This window comes from Ectothiorhodospira sp. PHS-1, from assembly GCF_000225005.1.
Lineage (GTDB): Bacteria > Pseudomonadota > Gammaproteobacteria > Ectothiorhodospirales > Ectothiorhodospiraceae > Ectothiorhodospira.
Genome location: NZ_AGBG01000031.1, coordinates 1 through 26,973 on the forward strand (window position 1 = coordinate 1; position 26,973 = coordinate 26,973).

Consider the following 26,973-nt stretch of genomic DNA (forward strand, 5'->3'; position numbering starts at 1 on the left):
CATTCCCCAGCCTGCATCCAGCACGGACTTGGCCATGCGGGTTTTAGCCAGACTGACACTACTCACGTTACCGACGAAGATGGCGCCATGCCGTTCCACCAGCATGCTGCTGAATTTATGGATGGCGTCCTTGCGCCGGTGTTTGATTTTTGCGTGGATGGCCTTGATCCGTTTTTTCTTTCCGGCCCGTTGCGCAATGCCCAGTTCTCTTTCCAAGGTTCGGTAGGGCTGGGTGGCCGACAAACGCCCGCCATCCGAGCAGGTGGCCACGTCCTTGAGTCCAAGATCAATGCCCACCGCACTGCGGCCTTCCGATCTTTCCTGAGCAGCAACCTCCACCTGCACATTAAAGTACCAACGGCCTCGGGCATCCTGGGAAAAACTCCCCGCACGGAATTTAAAGTTTTCAAGCCCGTAGCTGTCCCATACCCCAAAACTTTCCCCGGCAAAACGCACCTTGCCGCCTTCAAACCGCGCGGCACGGGACTTGAACGGAATCCAGCCCAGACTGCGACGAGGGCCACCGGACACCCGCCAGCGCAGTTTGCTTTTTTTGAACTGTTTTCGGGACTTGCCGTGGACCGCGATCACTTCCTGGATCGTGGCCGAACCAATCAGCCATCCACGGGCCTTGTTGATCCCGGCCAATGCTTTCTGGATGTCAAAGGGGTGCAACCACACTCCCTGAATCCAGCCCACCTCGGGCACGGGAACATGCCAAGCCTCATAGGCCATTTCATTGGCCAGATTCCAAACCTGATTGACCTCGAACGCCATGCGATCAAGCACCTTGGCGTGCCGGTCCTTCACCCGCACGCTCAGGCTCTTGATCACGGTTTTGGCGGCATCAGTCAACTCAAGGTCTCCAGATAGCGCGCCCACTTCTCGCGCTCTTTTGGGCGCTCGGATGTTTGCTGGTTTTCGATGTATTGCTTCACCACCGTCAGGGTCGCACCGCCCACCGTGGTCACAAAATAGCTATTGCTCCATAGCGTCGGTAACTTGCGCCGAAGATGCGGGAACTCTGCCCTCAGCAGACGCGAACTGCGCCCCTTGAGGGCTTTGACGAAGCGATGGATGCCCCACTGAGGGTCTACGCTCACCAGCAGGTGGATATGGTCCTGATCGGTTTCCATTTCGATGATTTCCACATCCATTGCTTCCGCCACTTCACGCGCAATGGCTTTTAGCCGATTCTCCACCTCACCCACCAATACCTTCCGCCGATACTTCGGGCAGAAAATGACATGGTACTGACAGGCGAACACCACGTTTTTGTTGGACCGGTATTCCATATCGACGGATTATTCCGAAGGCCTCAGGATAACACAAGCAATCACCGCCTTCGGCGAGCGCTATCCCTCCCCACGGCTAAAGCCGGGGGCTTCTCGCGCATCATGGTGAAAGCCGGGCTATGAGAACCCGGCCGATGAACAATGCCCCGTCTGTGGCGCGACCGTTTCCACCTCGAAGCGCACCACGCTGCGGCTTTCACGGCTGAACTCCACGCCGATCAGGTGAATCGGACAACCACGGACCCGGTATTTGTCGGCATAACCCTTGTCCTTGATCTGGGCCAGCGCTGTACCCTCCGGCTCCAGTTCCACCACCTTGAATTCAAACAGGTACACCTGGCGGTTGAACCTGACAGCCATGTCCAGTCGTCCGCCTGCGCTGCTCTCCTCCGGCACGATGTCCAGACCCAGAGCCGCGAAGCAGGCATAGAACACACTGGCGTAATAGCCTTCGTATCGAGCGATGGGATTTCGGCGGTGCCAGTCGGCGGGGATACCGGCAAAAAAGCTGGTGAACAGAGCCTCAAGACCGGTAAAGTCATTGGCCATCAGCAGGTCATGCAATTGCGTGATCTGTCCGGCATATTCCGCCGGGTTCGGACGCAGGCGCTGCAGCAGGGCGCCGTTCAGGCTTGACCGCACTTCCAGGTTGGGGTAACGCAGACGGTACTGGGCAAAGCCCCCGATGCGGCGGACCGACTCGATCGTGAGGTAACCAGTCTGGAACATGAGGGCTTCGATGGAAATATCGCCGATCTCGAAGGCGGACAGCAGGGACTCAGGCGCACTCAGGCGCTCCAGGGAAGGCGACAGGACATGTCGCTCCATCAGCAGATCCACCAGGAAAGTCGGTGTGCCCGTCTCAAACCAGTAGGGACGCATCTCCCGGTTGCGAAACAACAACAGGGCATCAAAGGGGTTGTAGACAGCGTCACCGGTCCAGTTGTAGCCGTTGTACCATTGCCTGACCTCTTCCCGGTCCAGGCCTTCAAGCTCGGGGGCGAATACCGTATCCAGATCGGACTCGGTGTAGCCGCAGATGGCGGAGTAGCGGGCGTTGACCGTGATGTCTTCCAGGTTGTTCAGACCTGAAAACAGGCTCACCTTGCTGAACTTGGAAACCCCGGTGAGCATGGCGAAGCGGATGTGGGCATCGGAGTCCTTGATCATGGAGTAGAGATTGCGCAGGCCGTCACGGATTTCCATCGCCACTGCCGGGCGGGACAGGTTGTCCAGAATCGGCTTGTCATATTCATCCACCAATACCACAACCCGCCTGCCCGTGGCGGCGTGGGCGTGACGGATCAGTTCGGCAAGACAGCCCGCGGGATCGGAGGGTGAACTACAGGTCAGGCCCAGTCGCTCCTGGTTGGCAACCAGGATATTGATCGTGTTGCGCTCCAGCTCGATACGATCTCGCACCACGCCGCCGCCGAAGCTGAGGCGGATGACCGGGTGACGAACCTGCCAGTCCCAGTGATCGTGGACATGCAAGCCGCGGAACAGGGGCTCGTTGGACTCGAACAGTTCGGCCAACGTGTCGATGAAAAGGCTTTTGCCGAAACGGCGGGGGCGGGAAAGGAAGTAGTACTTGCCCTGTTCGATCAGTTGTCGTGCATAAGTGGTCTTGTCGACATAGTAGAAATCCTCTTCGCGGATCTCGCGAAAAGTCTGGATGCCGATGGGCAACTTCTTCCGGGACATGACTTTTCTCCCTCCCGCCGCGGAATCGATCACTGCATGACCTGGCTCGGAATCTACCACACCGGGGACCCGCCGACGGAAGGGCATGGCAGAACCTTTGCACGCCGGCATGGCCCGAACCAAGCTGTATCATGGTGGACACACCGGACTCCCGCCCCCGCCGTCACGCCCGCGAAAGCGGGAGTCCGGGATCCAGGCTGTGAATGGATTCCCGCTGGTACGGGAATGACGTGTTCAGGGCGTCCGAAACCGATCCATTGAAACCAAGGTGTACCGCATAAAATGATGAAACGATCACTGACACTCCTTTTCACCCTGCTCATCGTCCTGATGACGGGACTCACCGGATGCTTCTCGGCGTCGGACTCCGACCCGGGCAGCCGGGCCGGGGCGGACACTTCCCTGATCGTGAAGGATGTCCGGGTCCATGACCTGGATGGCCGCCTGGCGTTTCAGGGGGATGTGGATCTGGCGCCGGAGCTGGCCCGCATCGAGCGCGGCGAGCGCGACCCCCATCGCAATGACGGCAGCGTGTTCCAGAACCGGGAAGGCAGGCTGCCGGCCAGGGAAAGGGGCTATTACCGGGAATATGTGGTGAGAACCCCCGGTATCCGGCACGCGGGCCCCCAGCGCCTGGTGATCGGCCAGGAAGGGGAGGTCTACTATACGGCGGACCATTACCGGACGTTTACAAGGATACGCTGATGCTGCCCGAAGCCATCGTGGAGGCCGTCCTGCACGGCACAAAACCCATCATCGAAGCCCCCCTGGAGGGAGAGCTGGAGGCCCTGATGGAGACCCTTCAGGCCCGCGGCCTCCGGGTGGTGCGGGTGGACCGGGCGCCGGTGTTCGACAAGGACACCCTGCTGCACGCCCTCTATCAGAGCTGCGGCCTGCCCGCCTGGTTCGGTTTCAACTGGGATGCCCTGGCCGACACCCTCGGCGATGACGAGATCCATGAGGCAAAGTCGGTGGTCCTGGTGTTCGGGCACTTCTCCCTCCTCCGGCAGAGAAGCCCCGACACCTGCGACACCTTCCTGGACATTCTGGCAGACGCCACCGACCTGCCCCACGGCTGGGTCAGGCAGGCATTGCTGCTGAACTGACCGGCATGCTCACCCCTCCAGCCGGGCCGCCAGGGGCCGGTACTGGAGGGCGTAGAACATCTCCAGGTAGCGCCGGGTCTCCGCCCGCTCCAGGTTGGTGACGTATTTCCAGAAGCCGTAGATCCGCGACAGGGTCATCATGCGCTCGGCATAGCGTTGCCAGGTGTAGCGGGCCTCCACCCGGCGCATGCCGGCCTCGGAGATCCGCGCCCAGTGGTTGGGGTCTTCGGCGCAGCGCTGGAAGAACGCCATCAGGGTCCGGGCCGCCTCGTCGCCGTGGTTGGGATCGATGTGGTAGCCGGAACGGCCGTGCTCGATGATCTCCAGGGGACCGCCATAGAGGGTGGCGAAGGTGGGCAGACCGGACACCATGGCCTCGATCACCGTCAGGCCGAAGGCCTCGAACAAGGCCGGTTGCACGAACACCCCCTTGCGGTCGGCAATGAAGCGGTACAACTCACCGGACAGCACCTTGTCCAGACGCACCCCCAGCCAGCGCACCTGCCCATCCAGGCCGTGTTCGTCGAACAGGTGATGCATGTGGCCGATCTGTTCCTGCTCTTCCCGGTCCGACGAGCGTGAACCATCCACATAGCCGGCGATCACCACCAGGTTGGCCTGCTCCCGCAGCTCGGGGCTGTTGGCGTACCAGGACACCAGCCCGGTGATGTTCTTGATGCGATCCAGTCGGGCCATGGTGAAGATCACCGGCTTGTCCGGGTCCGCCAGCACCCCGCGCCCTTCCGGATGGGGGCCGCCGAAGAGCATCTCCTCCAGTTCCTCATGCAGACCCCGGATGCGTCGATCAGTCTCATGATGGGAGAAATAGACCTCAGAGTCCGCCCCCGGCGAGACGATATTGAACCGAGGGTCGAAGACATCCACCCCCTTCACCACCCGGTAGAGGTCGGGCAGGGTGAAGGCATCATAGCTCTCGTACTGGCCGATGGCATGGTCGGTGCCGGCGATCTCCTGATAGGTACTGGTGATGATGAAGTCCGCCGCGTTCATGGCGATCAGGTCTGCGGTGAACTGGCAGGAGAAGTGATACTGGTCCTCGTTGTCCTTCCAGTACAGGTCCGAGTAGAGGTACTTGGTCTTTTCCAGGGCGTGGGCGATGTTGCACTGGGTGACCTGCATGCGCGCGGACAGCAGGGTGGCCACCAGGTTGCCGTCGGAGTAATTGCCCACGATCAGGTCGGGACGCCCCCCCAGTTCCGCCTTGACCCGGGTCTCCACGTCATCGGCATAGCGCTCCAGATAGGGCCAGATCTCGAAGCGGGAGATCCACTGGGACACCACCTCGCCATCCCGGTTGCGAAAGGGCACCCGCAGGATTTTGGCATTCTGGGTGCCAGAGATGGCCTCCTCCGGCTGATCGCAAGTGGTGCCCCGGGCCTCCGGAATCAGCCGGGTCATCACCAGGATGCGGGGCTGGATGTCCAGCCCCTGTTCCTCCAGGCGGCGGTGCATCTCCCGCTCCAGGGCACGCACCTGGTCGAGGATGTAAACCACCTGCCCCCCGGTGTCCGGCAGTCCCAGCACGTTGGCCTGGCCGAAGAAACCGTGGGGCGACATGATCAACATGCTGAAGATCATGGGGATGCGGGCCAAAAAGCGCTCCAGGGTCTCCGGCGAAGGCGCTTCCAGCAGGTCCGACAACAACCGCAGGCTCTCCAGCACCCGCCCCACGTCCTTGCCCCAACCGGGTTCCAGGCCCAGATCCTGCAGGGCGTGGGCCACGTCCGCCCAGGGGGTGTCGTGGCTGTGCGTCCGCAGCCGTTTTTCGGCGGCGCGAATGGCGGAGCGCAGGGCGTCCACGTCCCCCAGGCGGTCGTTGATCATCAGCTGCTGGCCGTTGCTGCGGTGCTCGTGCAGAAACAGGAACAGCTTGTGCAGCCCCACCCCATCCCGGTCGAAGAGCTGGCTGGAGAGCTTGCGATTGAGGAATTCCAGACCGCGGCCGATGGAACGGGATTCGCGCATGCTGGGGAAGTTGCGCTGGAAGGCGCCGATATCGAACTCCAGGGGCTTGTCATGGAGCCGACGGGGACTGACCAGATGCTCCTTGAAGGCAAGGAACTCGCCCACGGTCAGCGGCTCCACGGCCAGTTCGTCGGCATGAATGCGCAGGTACCACCAGAGACCCACCCGCGGGCGCACGGACAGACACACCCAGGGCGCTGCGATGACGGCCTCCTGGACATCCTCCACCAGTTGCACCAGTGGACTGTGTTCCGGCGGCGGCTCGGGATGCTCCGCGGCCAGTGCCTGGTATTCATCCTGCAGGTCGGAACGCAGCACGAAGGCGCGTCCCATGCCCTGAAACCGCCGCAGCAGCAGATAGGAAAATTCCCGGTGAGTGGTGATGTCGTTGCACAGGGATTCCAGCATGTGTGCCCCCTTTGATTTGTGTCATTCACCGGACTGATGTTATTGTACAAAAACACTTTGTGCAAAAAGATCGCCCCTATCCATGGTGCAAACCGACTCCCCCACCGCCATTTCTCCGGCCGGCAACGACGACCGGGTGCAGCTGGTGATTCAGCACTTGCGAGTGCTGTTTCGTTCCCTGCAGGCCCATTCCCGGCGGATCAGCACCGACTGCGGCGTGAGTGCCGCCCAGCTCTGGGCCCTGTGGGAAATGCACCTGGAACCGGGACTGAACGTGAGTGACCTGTCCCAGCGCCTGTCCATCCATGCCTCCACCGCGTCCAACATGCTGGACAAGCTGGAATCCAGGGGGTTGATGGAGCGGCGCCGGGCGGACAGGGATCAGCGGGTGGTCAGTCTTTATCTGACCGCCGCCGGTCAGGCGCTGCTGGACAATGCGCCTGCCCCGGCCCAGGGCGCCCTTAACCGGGCCCTGCGCGCCATGCCGCCGATGGAACTGGCCCGACTGGAAACCGGCCTGGGCCTGCTGCTGGACACCATGGAGGCCCGCGACGAGCAGGCCGCCCTGCGGCCCATCGCCGACGACTGATTCCCTCGACCCCCTTCCGGGAGCGCCCATGACCCACGCCCGCATTGATTTCCAGCGTCTGCAGCAGGATATCCAGGATCTTTCCGCCATCGGCCGGGATGCCGACCGGGGCATCCATCGCATGGCCTTCAGCGAGGGGGATCTGGCCGGGCGACGCTGGTTCAAGGAACGTATCCTGGCCGCCGATCTGGATTTTCATGAGGACGGCGCCGCCAATCTGCACGGTCGCCTGGACTGGGACGGCAGCCGCCCCAGCGTGATGATGGGCTCCCATCTGGACACGGTGCCCGGGGGCGGCCCCCTGGACGGCGCCCTCGGGGTGCTGGTGGGGCTGGAGGTGTTGCGCACGGTCAAGGAATCCGGCATCACCCTGCGTCACCCCCTGGAAGTGGTGAACTTCACCGACGAGGAGGGCCGCTTCGGTGGTCTGTTCGGCTCCCAGGCCATGGCGGGGCAGCTCAGTCCGGCCCAGGTCCACAACGCCCGGGATCTGGACGGCATCAGCCTCACCGAGGCCATGGCGGCCTGGGGCCTGGATGCCAATGCCGCCCTGTTCGCCCGCCGTTCCAAGGAATCCATTCACGCCTATCTGGAAATGCACATCGAGCAGGGACCGGTGCTGGATCGGGGCGATATCAGCGTCGGCGTGGTGGAGGCCATCACCGGCCTGTTCAAGTGGGAGGTCCAGCTCAAGGGCCAGACCAACCACGCGGGCACCACCCCCATGGACATGCGCAACGACACCTTCCAGGGCCTGGCCGAGTTTGCCGGCGAGATCGACCGCATTCTGGAGGAGCACGGCAGCCCCCACAGCCGGGCCACCATCGGCCGGGTGGAATTGCGTCCCGGCGCCGCCAACACGGTACCCGGCCATACCACCTTTTCCCTGGATGTGCGGGACACGGACCCGGACACCCTCAAGGGGCTGTCCGATGCCTTCCGCCGCACCCTGTCCACCATGGCCCGTCGCCGGGGGCTGATGTTTGAATTCGAGGTGCTCTCGGAGCTGCCGCCCCAGCGCTGCGATCCGGGTCTGGTGCAGTTGCTGTCGGACAAGGCGGACGCCCTGGGCTTCCACCATCTGCGCATGCCCAGCGGCGCCGCCCACGACGCCCAGATCATGTCCTGCATCGCCCGCACCGGCATGGTGTTCGTGCCCAGCCTGGAGGGCCGCAGCCATTCCCCCGCCGAGTGGACCAACTGGGAAGATATTGAACGGGGCGCCAACCTCATGCTACAGGCGGTGCTGTCGCTGGCGGCCCAGGATACGGAGACATTGCGATGAGCGACAAGACTTCCGGCCGCGATCCGGCCTACGACAATATCGACCCGCTGCGGGAACAGTATCGGGAAACCCTGATCACCAACCGGGCCCTGGCCCGGGCTGTGGTCTCCCATCATGCGGCTCTGCTGTGCATTGACCTGCAGTACCTGGACGCCGCCCGGGGCTGGGGGGTGTTTGCCGACGCCGAGCGCTCCGGCCTGCCGCCGGAAGCCCAGGATTACTACTTCGACCGCCTTGACCGGCTGGTGCTGCCCAATGTGCGCCGGCTGCAGGATGGTTTCCGATCCCTGGGCCTGGAGGTGATCCATACCCGCATCCAGTCCCTGACCCGGGACGGACGTGACCGCGGGCCGGGACACAAGCGCCTGGGTCTGCACGCGGCGCCCGGCTCCAAGGAAGCGGAGTTTCTGGAGGTGGTGGCACCCCAGGGGGACGAGATCATCATCAACAAGACCGCCAGCGGGGTGTTCACCGCCACCAACCTGGAATATGTGCTGCGCAACCTGGAGGTGACCGCATTGTTCGTGGTCGGGGTCTACAGCAACGAGTGTGTCTCCACCGCCATCCGTGACGCCTGCGACCTGGGCTTCTACGTCACCCTGATCGAGGATGCCGTGGCCACCGTGACCCCGGAGCTGGATCGGGCCACCATCCTCACCATGAAGGACCGCTATGCCCGGGTGATGAGCACGGAGCAGGCACTGGCGGAGATTTCCAAGGTGGAAGGGGCCGCCTGAAATGGAGATTTCCTCCCCCCTCACCCCACGGGAGAGGGGCTTTCAAGACGCATCAGGAGACACGCAACCATGGTAGTCGACGCCCAGCTGCAAAAGCTGCTCAGACCCAAGGACGGCACCGCCGGCATCGAGCGCCCCAAGGCACTCATGGAAAGCATCGCCGAAGACCCCCGGCACCTGGTGGCCCTGTCCAGCCGCCACGTGGTGTCGTCGCGCCAGTTCGACCGGGACACCCTCACCCAGCTGTTCCGCCTGGCGGCCCAGTACGAGAGCACCCCGGCACTGATGCACCTGCCCCTGCAGGGCAAGATCCTGATCAGTGCCTTTTACGAGCCCAGCACCCGTACCCGCCTCTCCTTCGAGAGCGCCTGGCACCGGCTGGGCGGCGACATCATGTCCATCACCGACCCCAAGAGCACGGGCATGGCCAAGGGAGAATCCCTGGCGGACATCGCCGAGATGTTCAACAACTATGGTGACGTGATCGTCCTGCGCAGCAATCAGGACCGGGCCATCTACGAGATGCTCGACACCCTGCGCATCCCCATCGTCAATGCCGGCAACGGCATCGACGAGCATCCCACCCAGGCCATGGCGGACCTGTACACCATCTTCAAGTGGCGACCGGAACTGCTGGACGCGGCGCTGCCGGCGAACCGGCGGGTTCGGGTGGGCATCATCGGCGTCCCCAACCGCATGCGGACCGTGCGCAGCCTGCTGCTGCTGCTGGCCCGTTTCTCCAGCGCCTTCAGCGAGGTCGTGATCCTCACCGACGAAACCGAGCCCTTCGACCCGGGTCAGCAGGAAGAACTGGCCGAACAGGGCCTGTCGGTGCGCGTGGCCCAGGACCTGAACACCGAACTGCCCGGGCTGGACGTGGTGTACATCAACGCCATTGCCTGGGTGGGTGACGGCTACGAGGAAATGGGTGCGGACCTCAAGCTCTCCACTGCCTCCCCCCTCAAGCAGGAGGCCATCATCCTGCATCCCCTGGCGCGGGGGGAGGAGCTGTCCACGGATCTGGACGGCACCCCCCACAACTGGTACTTCGCCCAGGCCCGGGGGGCGGTCTTCATCCGCATGGCCCTGCTCACCTGCATCGTCCGTCGCATCAGCGAAGTGATGGACACCCCCTGATCCCTCGCCTTGCGGGAGCCGGCCTTGCCGGCGAACTGCCGTGCCCATTGGATCCACGGGCCGGCTCCCGCGCAGATATCGAATTCACAGCCTCAAGGAGTGCCCTATGTGTGGTATCGCCGGCGTCATTCATGCCGACCCGCAAAAACCCGTTGATCCCATAAACCTGGTGGCCATGGCCGCCATCCAGCACCATCGCGGCCCCGACGGCTTCGGTTACAAGGTACAGGACGACCGCGGGGTGGGCTTTTCCCATGCCCGCCTGACCATCATCGACCTGGACGAGAACCGGGGCCGCCAGCCCTTCCTGTCCGAGGACGGCAGCCTGATGCTGGCGGTCAACGGCGAACTCTACGACTACAAGCGCATCCGCACCGACCTCACCTCCCGAGGTGCAAGATTCCGCACCAAAAGCGATTCCGAGATGGTGCTGCACCTGTACCGGCGCCAGGGCCTGGAGGACATGCTGCCCCAACTGCGGGGTGAGTTCGCCATCGCCCTCTATGATCGCCAGCGGGACCGCCTGATGCTGATCCGCGACCGGTTCGGCGTCAAACCCCTGTACTGGACCGAGGTCAACGGCAGCGTGGTGTTCGGCTCCGAACTGAAAGTGCTGTTCGCCCATCCGGACGTGCCGCGCCGGTTCGAGTCCCGGGGCCTGTATCACCAGCTGATGCAGACCATGGTCCCCGGCAGCACCGCTTTTGAGGGCATCCATCAGGTCAAGCCCGGACACGTGGTCACCATCGAGCGTCGTCACGGCAAGTTCCAGATCCGCGACGACCGCTACTGGGACATGGACTTTCCCCTGCTGTCGGAACGGGGCGAGGAAAAGGACGAGGATGTCTACATCGAAGGCATCCGGGAAAAGCTCATGGAGGCGGTGCAGTTGCGCCTGGAGGCCGACGTGCCGGTGGCCTGTTATCTCTCCGGCGGCATCGACTCCTGCATCACCCTGGGCCTGTCGGCCGCTCACCAGCAGTCGGCGGTCAAAGCCTTCACCATCGGCTTCGACAACGCCGACTACGACGAGACCGCCATTGCCCAGGAGATGGCCCGCAGCGTGGGGGCGGACCAGGACATCATGCGCCTGGATGCCGGCCACCTCTACGACAACCTGGTGGAAACCCTCTGGCACGCGGAACGCACCATCTACAACACCCTGGGGGTGGCCAAGCTCCTGATGAGCCGCCACGTGAACCGGGCCGGCTACCGGGTGGTGGTCACCGGGGAGGGTTCCGACGAGTTGTTTGCCGGCTACCCCTCCTTCCGTCGGGACATGTTCCTGCATGGCCTGGACACCCTCTCTCCGGCGGAGCGGGCCAGCTGGGAACAGTTGCTGGCGGAGAGCAACCAGCTCTTCAAGGGAGCCATGCTGGCGGAAAACGAACTGCATGACCCGGCCCTGGATGCCCTGGTGGGCTTCACCCCTTCCTGCCTGCAGCCCTGGCTGGCCAGCGTCGCCCATGCCCCGGGCCTGATGGCCGTCCATCACCGGGATGCGGTCCGGGGCTACGAGCCGGGCCGTGCCATTGCCGAAGCCCTGGACGGCGACATGATCGAAGGCCGCCATCCCCTGGACAAGGCCCAGTACGTCTGGATCAAGACCATGCTGGAAGGTCAGATCCTCACCTGGGGCGGTGACCGGGTGGACATGGCCAATTCCATGGAAGCCCGGCCGCCGTTCCTGGACCACCATCTGGCGGATCTGGCAGTGCACCTGCCGCCGTCCATGCGCATCAAGGGCCGGACCGAGAAGTACGTGCTGCGGGAGGCCATGAAGGGACTGCTGCCCAAGGTGCTGTATGAGCGCGAGAAGTTCGCCTTCATGGCCCCGCCGGCCCACACGGACCCGAAGAAGTGGGCGGCGATGAAGGCCCTGGCGGACCAGTATCTGTCGGACCAGGCCATCCAGGACGCGGGCCTGCTGGACCCGGCTGGAGTGAAGGCCCTGTTCGCGCTGCATGAGTCGCCGGAGACCTCCGCCTCCACCCAGGTGCAGCTGGATGCGGTGATCAATCACATGATCGGGGTGCAGGTGCTGCACAGCCACTTCGTGGCCCAGGACATCCCCGCCCTGGCCCGACGCCGGGCCGAGGCGCTGGGCTGGAGGGTCTGATCCGGGCTTCTCTCCCCGGAGAGAGCGCGGGGATGAGGGAAAGCCACTGCCGTCACTCCCGCGAAAGCGGGAGTCCGGAGGTTCTGGTTCGGGAATCTGAACCGGGATTCGATCACCAGTCCTGCCGGGACGACTGATAGAACCCCCGGTCCTCCGTGGTGGCCCCGTGCAGGGTGCAGACCTTGGCGGCAAAATCCGCCGCGCGGGTCAGGATGGTTTCCCAGTCCCAGCCCTGCAGGATGCCGGTCAGGGTGACGGCACTGAAGGCGTCCCCGGCCCCCACGGTATCCACCAGCCCCGTCACCGGCGGCGCCGATCTTTGGTGAAGCTCACCCTCGCGGGTGAGCACCATCGCGCCCTCCGACGCCCGGGTGACGATCACCGCCGACAACCCGTACCGTTCCAGGGTAAGACGGGCCTGAGCCACCAGATCCGGCTCATCGGGCGCCGGGGACAGCGCCGTCAGTTCATCCTGGTTGAGCTTGACCCAGTGGGCATGGGCCATCCACCCCTGCACGGTGTCACGATCCCACCAGGGAGCACGCAGGTTCACGTCCATGAACACCGGGGCCGACAGGCGCTCCCGCAGCGCTTCCAGGGCCTGCCGGGAGACGGGATCGCGCAGGGCCAGACTGCCGTGATACAGCACCCCGGCCTGTGCCGGTGCCGCCGCCAGGACCCGGGCGGTATCGATGTGGTCGTAGGCCTGGTCGGAGAGGATGTCATAACGGGGCTCGCCGCCCTTGAGGGTCACCTTGACCTGGCCGGTGGGATGGCGGGAATCCACCTGCACCCCTTCCGGACACATGCCCCAGTGATTCAGGGCCTGCATGACCTGGCGACCCAGATCGTCATCCCCCACGGCGCCGACAAAGAGCGGATCCGCCCCCAGTCCCCTGAGATTCCAGGCGACGTTGAAGGGCGCGCCGCCCAGGATGGAGCGATCCTCGAAGCAGTCGAACAGGACTTCGCCGAAGATCACGGGCTGGTTCCGAGGTGTCCGGGTCACAGGAGGCCTCCCGCCGTCGGTGAGTGGCCTTCCAGCTTAGGCGGGGGGATGCCAGTGTGCAACCCGACGCAGGTTTCGGGCGAGATACTGATGGGCTACGCTGTTCGCGGCCAGGGCCGCTCCCACAGCGGCCTTGGGCGGCATTACTGGCAGAACTGTTCGATGCGGGTATGGGCCATCCGCACGGTTTCGGGAATCACCAGCTCCACGCCCACCGGCAGGTGATCGGAATAGTTCAGGTTATAGACATGGACCTGCTCCAGCCCCAGCCCCGGGGTCACCAGGATGTGGTCGAAGGCATGCATGGGCCGCCAGCTGGGATAGGTCTTGGCACTGGCCAGGGGCTCCTGCAGCCGGGTATGACTGACCAGACGCTGCACTTCCTGGGAATGGGCCGGGGTGTTCATGTCGCCCATCACCACCACGTGCTCATGGTCCCGCAGCACCTCGGCGATGTACTGCATCTGCAACATGCGGGCCTTGCGGCCCAGGGACAGGTGCACCAGCATGATGACCAGGGAGTCCTCCCCATGATGGGCACCGAAATGGGCCTCCAGAGCACCCCGACCGGGGATGCGACCGGGCAGGCGGTGCTCCACCACCGAGTGGGGCCGGAAGCGGGACAGCAGCCCCAGGCTATGCTTGGCCAGCTTGCCCAGGTTTCGGTTGGTCTGGCTGTACCAGTAGGGGAACTCCCCCCGATGGGCCAGGTATTCGGCCAGGTTGATGAAGTTGCTGCGCAGGCTGCCGGCATCCAGTTCCTGCAACCCCACCAGATCGAACCCGGAAATGAAGCGGGCGATGCTGTTCAGGTTGCCCATGCGCCCCTCGTAGGGCAGCACATGCTTCCAGCTGTTGGTCAGGTAATGGTGGAAGCGCCCAGAGGCAATGCCCACCTGGACGTTGTAGCTGAGAATCCGCAGCCGCTGCCCCCCCGCCACCGGCGGGGTGCTGGGTCCGATGGACAGGGTGTCCGCCAGGGCGGCATGATCATATCCGTTGTTGCCTTGCATGTATCCGGACTCAGAGACTTCCATAGGAATGCAACCCGCCCAGGAACATGTTCACCCCGACAAAGGCAAACGTGGTGATGAGCAGGCCCAGGATGGCCCACCAGGCCATGGGGACGCCGCGCCAGCCCTTGGTGAAGCGCAGGTGCAGCCAGGCGGCATAGTTCAGCCACACGATCAGGGCCCAGGTCTCCTTCGGATCCCATGACCAGTAGGCACCCCAGGCCTCCGCCGCCCACATGGCGCCCAGCACCGTGGCAATGGTGAAGAAGGCAAAGCCGATGGCGATGGACTTGTACATCACATCATCCAGCACCTCGCGGCTGGGCAGCCGCCGGGCCAGCAGGCCGTCGGGACGGCGGCGCTCGCCACGGACCCGCATCAGATAGGCCACGCCCAGCATGGCGGCAATGGCAAAGCCGCCGTAGCCCACGAAGTTGGTGGGGACATGGACCTTCATCCACCAGCTCTGCAGGGCCGGTACCAGCGGCTGTACCACATGAGCCTCCCGGTCCAGGGTGTACCAGAGCAGGAAGGCGACGGCGGCGCTGACCACCATCATGACGAAGCCGCCCATGCCCAGGTTGCGGGTACGACCCTGGTAATAGAGGTACATCAGCACCGTGATGACACAGAAAAGGACGAAGACCTCCCACAGGTTGCTCACCGGGATGTAACCCCAGGTGGGGTCATGCAGGTAGGTTTCACGCCAACGCACCAGCAATCCGGCCAGGCCGAAGGCGGCGGCGCACCAGGCCAGTGCACTGCCCACTCGGGCGGCAAAGTCGGTGCTGGCAATGGGACCCAGCAGGGCACCCACCGCCACCAGCAGGACCAGGGGGCTGGCCCATTCCAATCCCGGGACCAGACCACTGCGCCCCATCCACAGCCCCAGCAGGCCCACGGCACCGGTCACCGCGGCGGTAACCAGGGCCGGCATCACGCCGCGGCCGGCCTCGCGCCGAAACAACGATGCCAGATAGGCGGTGGTGGACATGTACAGCAGGGCGCACATCCACATCACCGCGGCCTCGCCCGAGACCAGGTACTTGAGGAAGAAGTTGGTCTGGGCACTGGCCAGGGTGTCGCCGTAGCTGAATACCCCCAGCAGGCTCATGCCGGTCACCGCCAGGGCGTAGCCCTGAAAGGGTTTCCAGAACCAGCCCAGCCACAGGCCGGAGGCGGCGGTGACCACCAGGGTTCCGGACTGGTAGATATCCATCCGGTGGCCGTAAACGGCCAGGACGAAGACCGTGGCCACGACCACGCCGGCGGCCCACAGCCAGTCCACCGGGGACAGGCGACGGAAGTAACCGGGATATTCAGCGGTTACAGTGTCTTGGGTGACGGACATGTGCTTACCTCGCATTCGAAATCATGGTCAGGCGCGGGCATCCTGATCCGCCGGCATGGGCCGTGACTCACCCAGAACGGCCCGGGATATTTCATCGAATTCCCTGTTGAAATCCGTTGTGTTGCGGTTGCTGGTCCCCGCCAGCACCAGACCCGAACCCTCGGGACGGGGCTGTACCCAGAGCCAGCAACGGCGATGGCTCACATACAGGAGCAGGAAGATGCCCAGGATCAGCATCACGCTACCGGCATAGACCACCGCCTGCCCGGGGGCCCGGGTGATCATCAGGCCGGAGGCCTGGATATGCTCGAAATCGTTCAGGCGCAGGAAGAACGGCGAGCCGTAGAACGGCAGGGCATTGATGGCCCGCAGGGCATCTTCCAGAAACCGCTCATCCTCGTCGCTGACCACCTCGATCCCTTCTTCCGCCAGCACCCGCAGATAGATGGCATCCAGCCCGGAGTTGAGGATCCGGAGGAAAATATCCGCCATCCGGTCCCATTGTCCCTCGGGTGCCTGTTCCTGTACCTGAGCGATCACCTCTTCATAGCCGCCGACGGTAAAGGTTTCCAGCAGACCGCGCATGGTCTCGGCCACCTGGGCACGGATGCCTTCATCCACCCCCTCGAATTGTCCGGCGGCGGTCCGGGTGGCCTCGTCCACCACATCGGCCACCACGGCGGGATCGGTCAGCCGAGCCAGAAAGCGCATGAAGCGATCCACGCCATCCCCCTGGGGGTCCAGGGGGATATAGAGGAAGCTGAAGGGTTCCGCCGGATTCTGCCGCACACCACTGAGCAGATACCGGCGGCCATCCCGTTCAATGGGTTGCTGGAAGTTGCGATGAAACCAGCCGGCACCGCTGCTGTCCCGGACCACGTACTCGAAGCTCGGCCCCATGTCCATGCGCTCGCGCACGCCGTCTTCCTCGATGAGGGTCAGATTGGTGTCGTTGAAATCGGTGAACTCCACCCGCAGGCGGGCGCCATCCTCACCGGTCTGGGAGTAGGTACCGAAAATCCGGGCATGGAAAGGCATGGGACGGTCTGCGCCCCGCCCCAGGGGATGCATGTCCAGATTCAGGCGGGATCCCCCGTCCCTGAAACTGGCCTGATAGATGGTATGGCCACGATACGTCAGGGGATGGTTCACGCTGATGGTATGCGCCAGGGGTTCATCCAGCCATTCATCATGGATGAGCAGATCGGTTTCAAAGGAACGCTCCTGGCCGGTGGCGTGGCGCTCCACCCGAAATGCCTTCACCTCGATTTGAAACGGCAGTTCCTGAACCACATAGCCGTCCCGCATGGTCACGAAGGCCACATCCACCCGCTGCCCTTCCGGGATCTCCACCGAGCCACGGAATGAGGGGTTGGAAGCGGAGACACGGCTCTGCTCGGGAATCTCCGAGACGGGAACCTGACGGGTTTCGATCTCCAGTCGGCCGGTGAGTTCGGCCAGCATCAAGGGCAGACGCCCGTCCACCAGACCACCGATACAGATGACCACAATGGCCACATGGGTGAAGAAATAGCCCAGACGACCGGCACTGCCGCGCATGGCCGACAGCACCCGATGATCACCGTGGTCCGCCTGCCGCACCCGATAACCTCTGGCCCGGAACACGGCCTCGGCTCGGGACATGAGCGCCGCCGGCGTCTCGGGATGGGCATCCCGCTGCACGTTATGCTGAAAGCTGCGCAGGGACTTGTCCTTCACCCCGAGCCGGAACCGGCTCATGTCGCGGATCATGGCCGGCGTGCTGCGATAGACGCACACACTGGTGGAAATCACCAGAAAGACGAGAATGAGCAGATACCAGCCGGCAGAGTAGACATGATAGATGCCCAAAGTACGGAACAGCTCGTGCCAGAAGGGGCCGTAGTCCAGCAGGTAGGCCTCGTAGGACTGATTCTGCTGCAGGACGGTGCCTACCACCGAGGCCACGGCCAGTGCAACCAGCAACGTGATGGCCAGGCCCATGGACCCGAGAAAGGCCATCAGAACGGCAAAGGTGGAACGCCGGCCTGGCGGCGTCGGGTCGGTGGGCGTGCTGCTCATGATTCTCGGGTCGGAAAGTGGTTGCCTGTTTGACCCTCAAGGGCAGACAAGTTCTGCCCCCGGGCAGAAAAACCACGTGATCACCAGGTCTTGTTGTCCTGGATCAAATACCTCCAAGACTCGGCACCTGCCTGATGGCATCAAAAAAGGGTGGCCGCCAGGCCACCCTTTCAAGGAGACTGCCGATCCGATGTTACTTGGCCGGCAGGGTTGCCATGAACTCAGCCACGGCGGACATTTCCTCGTCGGTCATGCGGCCGGCCACGTTACGCATCATGCGGCCGGGATCATTGGCACGCAGACCATCACGGAACTGCTTGAGCTGGTCCAGGGTGTACACGCCGTGCTGGGCGGACACGCTGGGGAACACGGCGGCGGGGTTGCCCTTGCCGTTGGGGCCATGACAGGCCACGCAGGCGGCCACGCCAGTGGCGGTATTGCCACCGAAGTAGATCTGCTTGCCCAGGGCCAGCTTTTCCGCACTGGCGGCGGTACGGCCCGGCGCGGGGGTCTGGCTGGCGAAATAGGCGGCCAGGTGAGGCAGATCTTCCTCATCCAGTACGGCGACCTGGGGGTTCATCAGGGCGTGGCTACGACGACCGGCCTTGTAGTCCTGCAACTGCTTGAGCAAATAGGCCTCGTCCTTGCCGGCAATCTTCGGCCATGCCGGGACCACGCTGTTACCATCGGCCTGATGGCAGGCCACGCAGGGGCTGGAAAGTTCCTTGCCGCGCACCGGGTCACCGGGCTCGGCCAACAGCGACGCCGACATGCTCATACCCAGTGTGGCGACGGCGATAAGGACAAGTTTTTTCATCGTGGGTTGACTCCTGAACCTGAAACAATAAGCGCTTCGTTGGTAGCCTGACACTGACTCGCGCGTCGGGCGCAGCCTCAAAATAGCCGCAATGTATAGCATACTAACTCCACCGTCGCAAAAATCCACGACGGTCAACCCGACAAGACAACACAGCGAGTCAGACCATCCATGAACCCGGCCTATCACCAGGCGGAATTCCTCACCAGCGCCGCCAGCCTCAAGGGCCTGCCACCGGAGCAGGGCCGTGAAGTGGCCTTTGCGGGCCGATCCAACTCAGGCAAGTCCAGCGCCATCAATACATTGTGCCAGCAACGCGCCCTGGCGCGCACCAGTAAGACACCAGGTAGAACCCAGTTGATCAATTTTTTTGCCCTGGACGGTGAGCGTCGACTGGTGGACCTGCCCGGCTACGGTTATGCCAAGGTACCGGAAGCAATGCGGCGGCGCTGGGGGAAATTGATGCAGGACTACCTGACCCGTCGCACCTGTCTGCAAGGGCTGGTGCTGGTCATGGATATCCGTCATCCCCTGACGGACCATGACTGGCAGATGATCGGCTGGGCCCATGCCCGCCGACTTCCCCTGCACGTGCTGCTGACCAAGTCCGACAAGCTCAAGCGGGGGCCGGTCATGGATACGGTACGCCAGGTGGCCCGGACCCTCGGCGGCGAGGGAGTGGAGGCGACGGTACAGCCGTTTTCTTCTCTGAAGAAGCAGGGGGTGGATGATGCCCATTCCGTACTGGACGGGTGGCTGTTCCCCGAAGAAAACCCTGCATGCCCCGTAGAAGAGGCATAAAAAAAGCCCCGGCTGCCATTGGGGGTTGGCGTGGACCGGGGCAGAATCCGGCTCGACTTGGGGGAGTTCGAGCCATCCCGCTCAGGGAGGTAAGCGGGAAGCGCCGGGCTGCAGCGCTTGTGTGATATGACCCGCCGTTTCGCACATGGTTCACCAAACAGGTCGGGTAAAGAAGAAATTTTTTCCGCGTACCAAAAAAAACCCCGGAGCACTTACGCGGTCCGGGGTCAGGTTGGGCTCGACTTGGGGGAGTCAGAGCTTCCCGCCTAGGGGGTTAAGCGGGGAGCACCCATGGAAATGGTGCTCACTGATTAAAGACTATCTGCCCGCCGGGAAGTTCTTGATGCCGACGGGACTTTTCGGATCTGTGAAAGATCTCTCAAAAAAAGGGCCTATCAGGGCGGATCCAGCGACCGCATGCCGGAAGCGATGACCGAGGGATCGTGCGGCGCTTCCCTAGGCATGGGCGGCGTCCCAGTTGTCCCCCACCCCCACTTCCACCAGCAGCGGGACATCCAGCTCGGCGGCACCGCACATCAGCGCGGTGATCCGCTCCCGGGCCGAGGCCACCTCGGCCGCATCCACCTCGAACACCAGTTCGTCATGCACCTGCATGATCATGGTGACACCGGGGGATTCCGCCTGAATCCATCCGTCCACCGCCAGCATCGCCCGCTTGATGATGTCCGCGGCGGTGCCCTGCATGGGCGCATTGATGGCCACCCGCTCCGCCTGGGCGCGCACCTGGGCATTGCGGGCACGGATATCCGGCAGATGGAGACGACGCCCGAACAGGGTTTCCACGTACCCCTGCTCCCGGGCCTGCTCACGAGTGCCGTCTATGTAGGCCTTCACCCCCGGATAGCGGGCAAAATAACGGTCCACATAGTCCTGGGCCGAACCCCGGTCGATCCCCAGCTGCCGGGCCAGCCCGAAGGCGGACATGCCGTAGATCAGACCGAAATTGATGGCCTTGGCCGCCCGCCGCTGCTCCGTGGTCACGGCCTCCACCCCCACGCCGAAGACCTCCCCGGCGGTGGCCCGGTGGATATCCTGCCCGTCGGCAAAGGCCTGCAACAGCCCCCGGTCACCGGACAGATGGGCCATGATGCGCAGTTCGATCTGGGAATAGTCCGCCGCCAGGATCCGGCGCCCCTCGGGCGCAACGAAGGCCTGCCGGATGCGGCGACCTTCCGGGGTGCGGATGGGGATGTTCTGCAGATTGGGCTCCGAGGAAGACAGCCGCCCGGTGGAGGCCACCGCCTGATGGTAGGAGGTGTGGACCCGCCCCGTATCCCGGTCAATGCGCTCCGGCAGCCTGTCGGTGTAGGTGGACTTGAGCTTGGACAGCCCACGATGCTCCAGAATCAGGCGCGGCAGAGGGTAGTCCAGGGCCAACTGTTCCAGGACATCCTCGGCGGTGGAGGGCTGGCCCTTGGGGGTCTTGCGGATCACGGGCAACTGCTGGCGCTCGAACAGGATCTCCTGAATCTGCTTGGGTGAACTCAGGTTGAAGGCGGTGCCGGCCAGATCGTAGGCCTCCCGCTCGATCTGGCCCATGCGGTCGGCCAGCTCATGACTCTGGGTGAACAGCAGTTCCGGGTCCACCAGCACCCCGGTTCGCTCCATCCGGGAGAGTACCGGGACCAGGGGGATTTCGAGGGTTTCGTAGATCCGCCGCTGCCCCTCCAGGTCCTTGAGCCGGGGCCAGAAATGCCGGTGCAGTCGCAAGGTGATGTCCGCATCCTCGGCCGCATAGGGAGCGGCCTCGTCCAGCCGCACCTGGGAGAACGGGATCTGCTTCGCCCCCTTGCCGGCCACGTCTTCGTAGTGGATGGTCTTCAGCCCCAGGCAGCGCTGGGCCAGGCTGTCCATGTCGTGGCGCCCGGCGGTACTGTTGAGCACGTAGGAGGCCAGCATGGTGTCATGGGTGATGCCCCGCAGCTCGATGCCGTGGTTGAGCAGGACATTGCGATCGTATTTCAGATGATGCCCCAGCTTGGGTCGGCCCGGATCTTCGAGCAGGGGGCGTAGCTTCTCCAGGGTCTCGTCCAGGGGCAGCTGGTCCGGTACATCCCCATAGTCGTGGGCCAGGGGCAGATAGGCCGCCTCATGGGGGGTCACGCTGAAGGACAGCCCCACCACCCGGGCCTGCATGTAGTCCAGGCTGGTGGTCTCGGTGTCGAAGGCGAACAGCGGCGCCTCGGCCAGTCGCGTCATCCAGCGCTCCAGCTGCTCCGCTTCCAGGATGGTTTCATAACGGACCTCGGGCGCCGCGTCAGGGTCCGGCTCGGGGACCGGTTCGCCCCCTTCCAGCTCGGCCTGCCATTGGCGGAACTCCAGATGAGCCAACAACTCCCGCAATTGCGACGTGTCGGCCCCCTGCAACTGAAGGTCCAAAGGCTCCCGGTCCAGTGCCACGTCACAGCGCACCGTGACCAGCTCCCGGGACAGGGGCAACCAGGCCAGGGCGGTGCGCAGGTTTTCCCCCACCTTGCCCTTGATCTCGTCGGCCCGGGCCATGATCTCGTCCAGACTGCCATGGGCCTTAAGCCATTTCACCGCCGTCTTCGGACCCACCTTGTCCACACCGGGGACATTGTCCACGGCATCTCCCACCAGGGTCAGGTAATCCACGATGCGCGCCGGGGGGACACCAAACTTCTCCTCCACCCCGGCCTCGTCCATCACGGTGCCGTTCATGGTGTTGACCAGGGTCACCCCCGGCTCCACCAACTGGGCCAGATCCTTGTCGCCGGTGGAAATGATCACCTCCATGTTCGCCCGGCGGGCCTGCCGGGTCAGGGTGCCGATGACGTCGTCAGCCTCCACGCCGGCCACCACCAGCATGGGAATGCCCATGGCCTGTACCAGCGCGTGCAGGGGCGCCACCTGGGCCGACAGCTCCTCCGGCATGGGTGGGCGATGGGCCTTGTACTCGGCATAGAGATCATCGCGGAAGGTCCGGCCCTTGGCATCGAAGATCACGGCCATGTGGCTGGGCTGATACTCACCGATCAGCTTGCGCAACATGCCGGCCACGCCATAGACCGCCCCGGTGGGCTCGCCGCGGGAATTGGTCAGGGGAGGCAGGGCATGGAAGGCGCGGTAGAGGTAGGAAGATCCGTCCACCAGGATCAGGGGAGATGACGTGTTCACCAGGCGGGTTCTCAGCAGTGTTCAAGGACCGGGACCACAGGGTACCCGGGCGCAAGGGATCAGGCCAGCCACTAGCCACTGGCCGCCCGGAGGGCTAACCTTGCCGGAGTACACAACAATGAAAAAGAGGCCGACATGAAGAGCCACGAACGCGCCAGCCATCCGGGACTGCAACCCATGGACGACACCATGCTCACCCGCGAGAGCTGGAAGATATTCCAGATCATGGGGGAGTTCGTGGAAGGATTCGAGCGCCTGGCCCGCATCAAGCCGTCGGTGAGCATCTTCGGCTCTGCCCGCATCCCCCCCGGACACCCCACCTATGCACTGGCGGAGGACATCGCCCGTCAGCTCTCCGACGCGGGTTTTGCCGTGGTCAGCGGTGGCGGTCCCGGCATCATGGAGGCGGCCAACAAGGGCGCCTTTGCCGGCAAGTCCCCCAGCATCGGCCTGAACATCCAGCTTCCCCACGAGCAGACGGCCAACCCCTATCAGGATGTCTCGCTGGATTTCCGGCATTTCTTCTCCCGCAAGGTGATGTTCGTGAAATATGCCTCCGCCTACGTGGTGCTGCCCGGAGGCTTCGGCACCCTGGACGAACTGGCGGAGATCCTCACCCTGGTGCAGACCAACAAGACCCGGCGCATCCCCATCATCCTGGTGGGCAGCAGCTTCTGGCGGGGGCTGCTGGAATGGTTTGAAACCACCCTGGTGACGGAAGGCACCATCAGCGAGGAAGACCTGGACCTCTATACTCTCGTGGATGACGCCAAGTCCGTGGTGGATGCGATCTTCAATTTCTACGAATTCGGCGGCCTGGAACCGACCTCCGAAGAGAGAGAGAGGCTGATGGACCTGTGAACAGCTACCGCACCCTGCCCATTGTTCTTGCCGCCCTCCTGTTCTTGCCGGCCGCCCTCTCCCTGTCGGCCCAGGAGCAGGCGGCGCCTCCCCCGCCGCCACTGCTGGACGACAGCGACATGGCCACCCGGGAGCTATTGGAGCCCACGGTGACCATCATCGAGCGGGAGGGGGAGCGGATCGAGGAATACCGGCTCCATGGGGAGCTTTACATGATCCGGGTCACACCGGCCAACGCGCCCCCCTATTACCTGGTGGATACGGACGGAGACGGCCAGCTGGAGACCCGCATGACGGAGCTGGATGCCAAGATCCTGGTGCCGGCCTGGGTGATCTTCCGGTTTTAGTCGGTATGTCTCGCAGGTGGGGAACGTAATCCCGGGCGGAACTCGACCGGAGAAGACGGGAACACCCGGATCATGTCTGTCTATTCCAGAGCGAGAGCAATCAGGCCAAGGCACTGTGCCAGCCCCTGTCCCGCTAAGTGGTGGCCCGCGTTCTCAAGGCCGTGGGCGAAAGGCGCAGCATCGACCTCAAGCTGAGCACCCACAGTATGCGGAAAATCCGGGACTGGACCATGCACAATGCCGGCAAGCCCATCGAACTGATTTGCATGGCCCTCAATCACAGCAGTCCGGCGGTGACCATGCGATACCTGGGCATCACCCAAGAGGAAGTGCATGCGCTGGCGGATGAGTTTTGTCTTGGATATCTCGGCCGGGTGGCTACGGGTGATCGCTTCACCCACGGCTACCCGGCCCTTTTACCCCACTGTTTCATAAAAATTTCTACCCGCAAAACGTGGGGATACCCCAGCCTTTGACATCCAAAGCCCCATGACTGAGCCACGATTACCATGACCCCAATTCGAACCTTGTCCATTAGCGGGTTCAAGTCCATTCGCAGGCTTGAAGACTTGCATCTGTCGAATCTTAATATTCTTATTGGAGCCAATGGCGCTGGCAAAAGTAACTTTGTAGCTTACTTCCGCATGCTTTCGGAGCTAGTCGAAGGACGGCTGCAGGTATGGACAAGCAAGCAAGGTGGTGCAGATAGGGTTCTGAGCTATGGAGTTAAAGAAACCCACTCACTGAGCACACTTGTCTGTTTCGGTAGTAATGAGTACGAATTGGTGCTCGAACCTAATGTAGACGCTGGCTTTACATTTACGAAAGAGCGGATCTTCTTTTCTGGCGCTTTTTTTGGGCCAACTGATAAGGTCATTGGCACAGGGCATGTCGAATCCAAGCTTAAGGCGCGATCTCAGTCAGGTGCTGGGGCTTCAGTTGCAGATTTTTGTTATCAGGCTATCTCCGGATGGAGGGTATATCACTTCCATGACACGGGTGATACTGCCGGAGTTAAGCGACAAAGCGCTGTTCATGACAATGCCTATTTACGCATGGATGCCTCTAACTTGGCCTCATTTCTCTACCGGCTAAAAAATGAGGCACCTGAGGTTTACAGCCAGATACGCAAGACGGTTCGCCTGGCAGTTCCGTTCTTCGATGACTTTGTCCTCAACCCCATCACACTGCCCACTGAAGAGCAGCAAATTCGGCTCCTTTGGAAGCAAAACGACAGCGATTATGCGTTATGGCCCAGCCAACTTTCGGACGGTTCGATTCGTTTCATTTGCCTGGTTACGGTCTTGCTGCAACCCAACCCGCCTACGACGATCATTATTGATGAGCCTGAGCTGGGGCTGCATCCCTATGCAATCACGTTGCTCGGCGCCTTGATACGTTCGGCTTCAAAGCGTACCCAGGTCATCGTATCCACACAGTCAGTCCCGCTTCTCAACGAGTTTGAGATTGACGATTTAATTGTCGTCGAGCGCGAAGGTGGCGGTAGCGCATTCAAACGGCTGGATGCAGATGACTTTGTAAGCTGGCTAGAGGATTACAGCATCGGTGAACTGTGGGAGAAGAACGTATTGGGCGGGAGGCCTTCCCGATGATTCGTGTTCATGTGATCTGTGAAGGCCAAACCGAGGAAATGTTCGTCAACGAGCTGCTTGCGCCGGCTATGTTACCCAAGGGCATTCAACTCATTCCTGCCCTGGTAGGCAAACCTGGCCATAAGGGTGGAAACTTCAAATTTCAGCGTCTGCTGGTGGACGTTAAAAATCGCCTGCTGGGTGATCGAACCGCATACTGCACCACATTTTTTGATTATTATGGTCTTCCACAAGGATTTCCTGGTAAGGGTGCGCTGCCAGGCCAGGCGGACATTCGCGATAAAGCGCAAGTGCTGCAAAGCGCCATGTTTGATGAACTCAAGCGAGTGATCGGGGAAGACCCTATGCGTCGATTCCTCCCGTTCGTGCAGATTTACGAATTCGAGGCTTTGCTCTTCAGCGATCCGCAATCATTTGCCCAGGGGATCGATCAGCCCAGCCTGGCCGTTGCATTCAGTGAGATCAGAGACAGCTTCGATACGCCAGAGCACATCAACAACAGTCCGATTACAGCGCCTAGCAAACGCATCATGCGATTGGTTCCTGGCTATGAAAAACCTTTGATGGGTTCGCTTGCGGCGCTTGAGGTCGGTCTCGATGCGATGCGCAAACACTGCGTTCTGTTTAATGACTGGTTGATGCGTATCGAGTCCTTGCTGGCAAACCATGACCCGAATTTAAACTTGGAAGTGCCATGAATTTCAACACCACCAACAGCACTTTTCGGCAGCTTTTGGGAAATGGGCTGACTTACAAGGTGCCGCCGTTTCAGCGGGATTATTCCTGGTCCGAAGACGAGTGGGACGACCTCTGGCAGGACATGACCGCCCTGTTCGAGGAGGATGGCGAGCCAGCCCACTACATGGGCTATCTGGTGCTGCAATCCTCCGACAGCAAGCGATTCGACATTATCGACGGCCAGCAGCGCCTGACCACCCTCAGCGTGATGATACTGGCGGGTTTGTCCTATCTACAGGATCTGGTGGCTGCCGGCCATGATGCGGACAACAACACCCGACGCAAGGAACAGCTGCAGAATAGCTACATCGGCTATGTGGATCCGGTCACTCTGGTACCCCGCTCCAAGCTGGAACTAAACCGCCACAACAACCGCTTCTACCAGACCTATCTGGTGCCCCTGGAGACCATGCCCCAGCGGGGGCTACATGCCTCCGAGCATCAGCTGCGCAAGGCCTTCCACTGGTTCAAGGATCGCTTCAGCCAGCGGTTTGGCCGGGCTGCCGACAGCGGTCGGTGCTTTGCCGCCATGCTGGATGCCTTGGTCGATAAACTGTTCTTCACCGTGATCACGGTCACCGATGAGCTCAACGCCTTCAAGGTATTCGAAACCTTGAACGCCCGTGGGGTGCGGCTTTCCGCCACCGATTTGCTGAAAAACTACCTGTTCTCGTTGATCAGCAGCGGCGATCTCCATGAGGCTGAAATCAAGGCGCTGGAAGATCGCTGGGAGCGCATTGTCGGCCTGCTCGGTAGCGAGAGCTTCCCGGAGTTCTTGCGGGTGTACTGGAACAGCTGCAACCGGCTGGTACGCAAGTCCGATCTGATGAACTACCA

The 26,973-nt window shown here is 62.6% G+C and carries 24 protein-coding genes; 14 read left to right on the forward strand and 10 right to left on the reverse strand.

The genetic code is table 11. The features are described from left to right. The 3 genes from ECTPHS_RS11645 to ECTPHS_RS11655 form a co-directional block, all read right to left on the reverse strand. On the reverse strand, positions 1–855 hold an 855-nt coding region (locus ECTPHS_RS11645; protein WP_008932952.1), incomplete at its 3' end, for an RNA-guided endonuclease TnpB family protein. Beyond that, the gene (tnpA, locus tag ECTPHS_RS11650) at positions 852–1,295 is read right to left on the reverse strand and encodes an IS200/IS605 family transposase (RefSeq protein WP_008932953.1); all 444 of its coding nucleotides are present in this window, start codon (positions 1,293–1,295) and stop codon (positions 852–854) included. The genes ECTPHS_RS11645 and tnpA, both read right to left, overlap by 4 nt. A gap of 117 nt (positions 1,296–1,412) precedes the next feature. Then, positions 1,413–2,999 carry an ATP-binding protein gene (locus ECTPHS_RS11655; protein WP_008932954.1) on the reverse strand — a complete coding sequence of 529 codons (1,587 nt, stop codon included), beginning with the start codon at positions 2,997–2,999 and terminating at the stop codon, positions 1,413–1,415. Between the two features lie 282 nt (positions 3,000–3,281). Here ECTPHS_RS11655 and ECTPHS_RS11660 point away from each other — a divergent pair, with 282 nt between their 5' ends. Next, positions 3,282–3,704, forward strand: a complete 423-nt coding sequence (locus tag ECTPHS_RS11660; RefSeq protein ID WP_008932955.1) for a ribonuclease domain-containing protein — start codon at positions 3,282–3,284, stop codon at positions 3,702–3,704. Continuing rightward, a complete protein-coding gene (locus ECTPHS_RS11665; protein ID WP_008932956.1) occupies positions 3,704–4,105 on the forward strand; it encodes a barstar family protein in 402 nt (133 codons plus the stop codon). Before ECTPHS_RS11660 ends, ECTPHS_RS11665 begins: the two co-directional genes overlap by 1 nt. Positions 4,106–4,114: 9 nt before the next feature. Here ECTPHS_RS11665 and ECTPHS_RS11670 read toward each other — a convergent pair whose 3' ends face one another. Further along, positions 4,115–6,499 carry a sucrose synthase gene (locus tag ECTPHS_RS11670; protein ID WP_008932957.1) on the reverse strand — a complete coding sequence of 795 codons (2,385 nt, stop codon included), beginning with the start codon at positions 6,497–6,499 and terminating at the stop codon, positions 4,115–4,117. Positions 6,500–6,581: 82 nt separating this feature from the next. On the opposite strand from ECTPHS_RS11670, the gene ECTPHS_RS11675 reads away from it, so the two are divergent. The 5 genes from ECTPHS_RS11675 to asnB all read left to right on the forward strand — a co-directional run bounded on the left by ECTPHS_RS11675 (position 6,582) and on the right by asnB (position 12,366). Further along, the gene (locus ECTPHS_RS11675) at positions 6,582–7,088 is read left to right on the forward strand and encodes a MarR family winged helix-turn-helix transcriptional regulator (protein ID WP_008932958.1); all 507 of its coding nucleotides are present in this window, start codon (positions 6,582–6,584) and stop codon (positions 7,086–7,088) included. A gap of 28 nt (positions 7,089–7,116) precedes the next feature. Continuing rightward, positions 7,117–8,373 carry a Zn-dependent hydrolase gene (locus ECTPHS_RS11680; RefSeq protein WP_008932959.1) on the forward strand — a complete coding sequence of 419 codons (1,257 nt, stop codon included), beginning with the start codon at positions 7,117–7,119 and terminating at the stop codon, positions 8,371–8,373. Further along, positions 8,370–9,110 (forward strand): cysteine hydrolase family protein, encoded by a 741-nt coding sequence (locus ECTPHS_RS11685; RefSeq protein WP_008932960.1) that lies wholly within the window; start codon positions 8,370–8,372, stop codon positions 9,108–9,110. Before ECTPHS_RS11680 ends, ECTPHS_RS11685 begins: the two co-directional genes overlap by 4 nt. A 69-nt stretch (positions 9,111–9,179) precedes the next feature. Continuing rightward, positions 9,180–10,247, forward strand: a complete 1,068-nt coding sequence (locus ECTPHS_RS11690) for an aspartate carbamoyltransferase (RefSeq protein ID WP_008932961.1) — start codon at positions 9,180–9,182, stop codon at positions 10,245–10,247. 106 nt (positions 10,248–10,353) lie between these two features. Continuing rightward, positions 10,354–12,366, forward strand: a complete 2,013-nt coding sequence (gene asnB, locus ECTPHS_RS11695) for an asparagine synthase (glutamine-hydrolyzing) (RefSeq protein ID WP_008932962.1) — start codon at positions 10,354–10,356, stop codon at positions 12,364–12,366. Positions 12,367–12,478: 112 nt separating this feature from the next. Here the strand turns inward: asnB and ECTPHS_RS11700 are convergent, their stop codons facing one another. The 5 genes from ECTPHS_RS11700 to ECTPHS_RS11720 all read right to left on the reverse strand — a co-directional run bounded on the left by ECTPHS_RS11700 (position 12,479) and on the right by ECTPHS_RS11720 (position 18,617). Next, on the reverse strand, positions 12,479–13,348 hold the full coding sequence (locus tag ECTPHS_RS11700) for a carbohydrate kinase (protein WP_008932963.1): 870 nt from the start codon (positions 13,346–13,348) through the stop codon (positions 12,479–12,481). A 170-nt stretch (positions 13,349–13,518) separates the two neighbouring features. After that, positions 13,519–14,388 (reverse strand): endonuclease/exonuclease/phosphatase family protein, encoded by an 870-nt coding sequence (locus ECTPHS_RS11705; protein ID WP_008932964.1) that lies wholly within the window; start codon positions 14,386–14,388, stop codon positions 13,519–13,521. A 10-nt stretch (positions 14,389–14,398) separates the two neighbouring features. Further along, on the reverse strand, positions 14,399–15,739 hold the full coding sequence (gene ccsB / locus ECTPHS_RS11710; RefSeq protein WP_008932965.1) for a c-type cytochrome biogenesis protein CcsB: 1,341 nt from the start codon (positions 15,737–15,739) through the stop codon (positions 14,399–14,401). Positions 15,740–15,766: 27 nt separating this feature from the next. Next, positions 15,767–17,800, reverse strand: a complete 2,034-nt coding sequence (locus ECTPHS_RS11715; RefSeq protein ID WP_008932966.1) for a cytochrome c biogenesis protein ResB — start codon at positions 17,798–17,800, stop codon at positions 15,767–15,769. Between the two features lie 193 nt (positions 17,801–17,993). Further along, positions 17,994–18,617 (reverse strand): cytochrome c, encoded by a 624-nt coding sequence (locus ECTPHS_RS11720; protein ID WP_008932967.1) that lies wholly within the window; start codon positions 18,615–18,617, stop codon positions 17,994–17,996. Between the two features lie 171 nt (positions 18,618–18,788). Here ECTPHS_RS11720 and yihA point away from each other — a divergent pair, with 171 nt between their 5' ends. Further along, the gene (gene yihA / locus ECTPHS_RS11725; RefSeq protein WP_008932968.1) at positions 18,789–19,418 is read left to right on the forward strand and encodes a ribosome biogenesis GTP-binding protein YihA/YsxC; all 630 of its coding nucleotides are present in this window, start codon (positions 18,789–18,791) and stop codon (positions 19,416–19,418) included. Between the two features lie 456 nt (positions 19,419–19,874). Here the strand turns inward: yihA and polA are convergent, their stop codons facing one another. Beyond that, on the reverse strand, positions 19,875–22,577 hold the full coding sequence (gene polA, locus ECTPHS_RS11730; RefSeq protein ID WP_008932969.1) for a DNA polymerase I: 2,703 nt from the start codon (positions 22,575–22,577) through the stop codon (positions 19,875–19,877). A gap of 135 nt (positions 22,578–22,712) precedes the next feature. Between polA and ECTPHS_RS11735 the strand changes: the two genes are divergently transcribed. The 6 genes from ECTPHS_RS11735 to ECTPHS_RS11760 all read left to right on the forward strand — a co-directional run. Next, positions 22,713–23,438 (forward strand): TIGR00730 family Rossman fold protein, encoded by a 726-nt coding sequence (locus ECTPHS_RS11735; RefSeq protein ID WP_008932970.1) that lies wholly within the window; start codon positions 22,713–22,715, stop codon positions 23,436–23,438. Continuing rightward, a complete protein-coding gene (locus tag ECTPHS_RS11740) occupies positions 23,435–23,785 on the forward strand; it encodes a DUF2782 domain-containing protein (RefSeq protein WP_008932971.1) in 351 nt (116 codons plus the stop codon). Before ECTPHS_RS11735 ends, ECTPHS_RS11740 begins: the two co-directional genes overlap by 4 nt. Positions 23,786–23,925: 140 nt before the next feature. After that, positions 23,926–24,261: a hypothetical protein gene (locus ECTPHS_RS14090; protein ID WP_168044665.1), complete on the forward strand. Its 336-nt coding sequence runs from the start codon at positions 23,926–23,928 to the stop codon at positions 24,259–24,261. A 33-nt stretch (positions 24,262–24,294) separates the two neighbouring features. Then, entirely contained in the window at positions 24,295–25,398 is a 1,104-nt protein-coding gene (locus tag ECTPHS_RS11750) for an AAA family ATPase (protein ID WP_040405894.1), read from the forward strand. After that, positions 25,395–26,096 (forward strand): DUF4276 family protein, encoded by a 702-nt coding sequence (locus ECTPHS_RS11755; protein ID WP_008932974.1) that lies wholly within the window; start codon positions 25,395–25,397, stop codon positions 26,094–26,096. The genes ECTPHS_RS11750 and ECTPHS_RS11755 overlap by 4 nt, the downstream gene beginning before the upstream one ends. Beyond that, a partial coding sequence (locus ECTPHS_RS11760) for a DUF262 domain-containing protein (RefSeq protein WP_008932975.1) occupies positions 26,093–26,973 on the forward strand: 881 nt, incomplete at its 3' end. The genes ECTPHS_RS11755 and ECTPHS_RS11760, both read left to right, overlap by 4 nt.

Bases quoted from the DNA above. Each gene is read 5' to 3' on its own strand.
- tnpA (WP_008932953.1), bottom strand. From the start codon at position 1,295: ATGGAATACCGGTCCAACAAAAACGTGGTGTTCGCCTGTCAGTACCAT.
- ECTPHS_RS11655 (WP_008932954.1), bottom strand. From the start codon at position 2,999: ATGTCCCGGAAGAAGTTGCCCATCGGCATCCAGACTTTTCGCGAGATC.
- ECTPHS_RS11660 (WP_008932955.1), top strand. From the start codon at position 3,282: ATGATGAAACGATCACTGACACTCCTTTTCACCCTGCTCATCGTCCTG.
- ECTPHS_RS11665 (WP_008932956.1), top strand. From the start codon at position 3,704: ATGCTGCCCGAAGCCATCGTGGAGGCCGTCCTGCACGGCACAAAACCC.
- ECTPHS_RS11670 (WP_008932957.1), bottom strand. From the start codon at position 6,499: ATGCTGGAATCCCTGTGCAACGACATCACCACTCACCGGGAATTTTCC.
- ECTPHS_RS11675 (WP_008932958.1), top strand. From the start codon at position 6,582: ATGGTGCAAACCGACTCCCCCACCGCCATTTCTCCGGCCGGCAACGAC.
- ECTPHS_RS11680 (WP_008932959.1), top strand. From the start codon at position 7,117: ATGACCCACGCCCGCATTGATTTCCAGCGTCTGCAGCAGGATATCCAG.
- ECTPHS_RS11685 (WP_008932960.1), top strand. From the start codon at position 8,370: ATGAGCGACAAGACTTCCGGCCGCGATCCGGCCTACGACAATATCGAC.
- ECTPHS_RS11690 (WP_008932961.1), top strand. From the start codon at position 9,180: ATGGTAGTCGACGCCCAGCTGCAAAAGCTGCTCAGACCCAAGGACGGC.
- asnB (WP_008932962.1), top strand. From the start codon at position 10,354: ATGTGTGGTATCGCCGGCGTCATTCATGCCGACCCGCAAAAACCCGTT.
- ECTPHS_RS11705 (WP_008932964.1), bottom strand. From the start codon at position 14,388: ATGCAAGGCAACAACGGATATGATCATGCCGCCCTGGCGGACACCCTG.
- ccsB (WP_008932965.1), bottom strand. From the start codon at position 15,739: ATGTCCGTCACCCAAGACACTGTAACCGCTGAATATCCCGGTTACTTC.
- ECTPHS_RS11715 (WP_008932966.1), bottom strand. From the start codon at position 17,800: ATGAGCAGCACGCCCACCGACCCGACGCCGCCAGGCCGGCGTTCCACC.
- ECTPHS_RS11720 (WP_008932967.1), bottom strand. From the start codon at position 18,617: ATGAAAAAACTTGTCCTTATCGCCGTCGCCACACTGGGTATGAGCATG.
- yihA (WP_008932968.1), top strand. From the start codon at position 18,789: ATGAACCCGGCCTATCACCAGGCGGAATTCCTCACCAGCGCCGCCAGC.
- ECTPHS_RS11735 (WP_008932970.1), top strand. From the start codon at position 22,713: ATGAAGAGCCACGAACGCGCCAGCCATCCGGGACTGCAACCCATGGAC.
- ECTPHS_RS11750 (WP_040405894.1), top strand. From the start codon at position 24,295: ATGACCCCAATTCGAACCTTGTCCATTAGCGGGTTCAAGTCCATTCGC.
- ECTPHS_RS11755 (WP_008932974.1), top strand. From the start codon at position 25,395: ATGATTCGTGTTCATGTGATCTGTGAAGGCCAAACCGAGGAAATGTTC.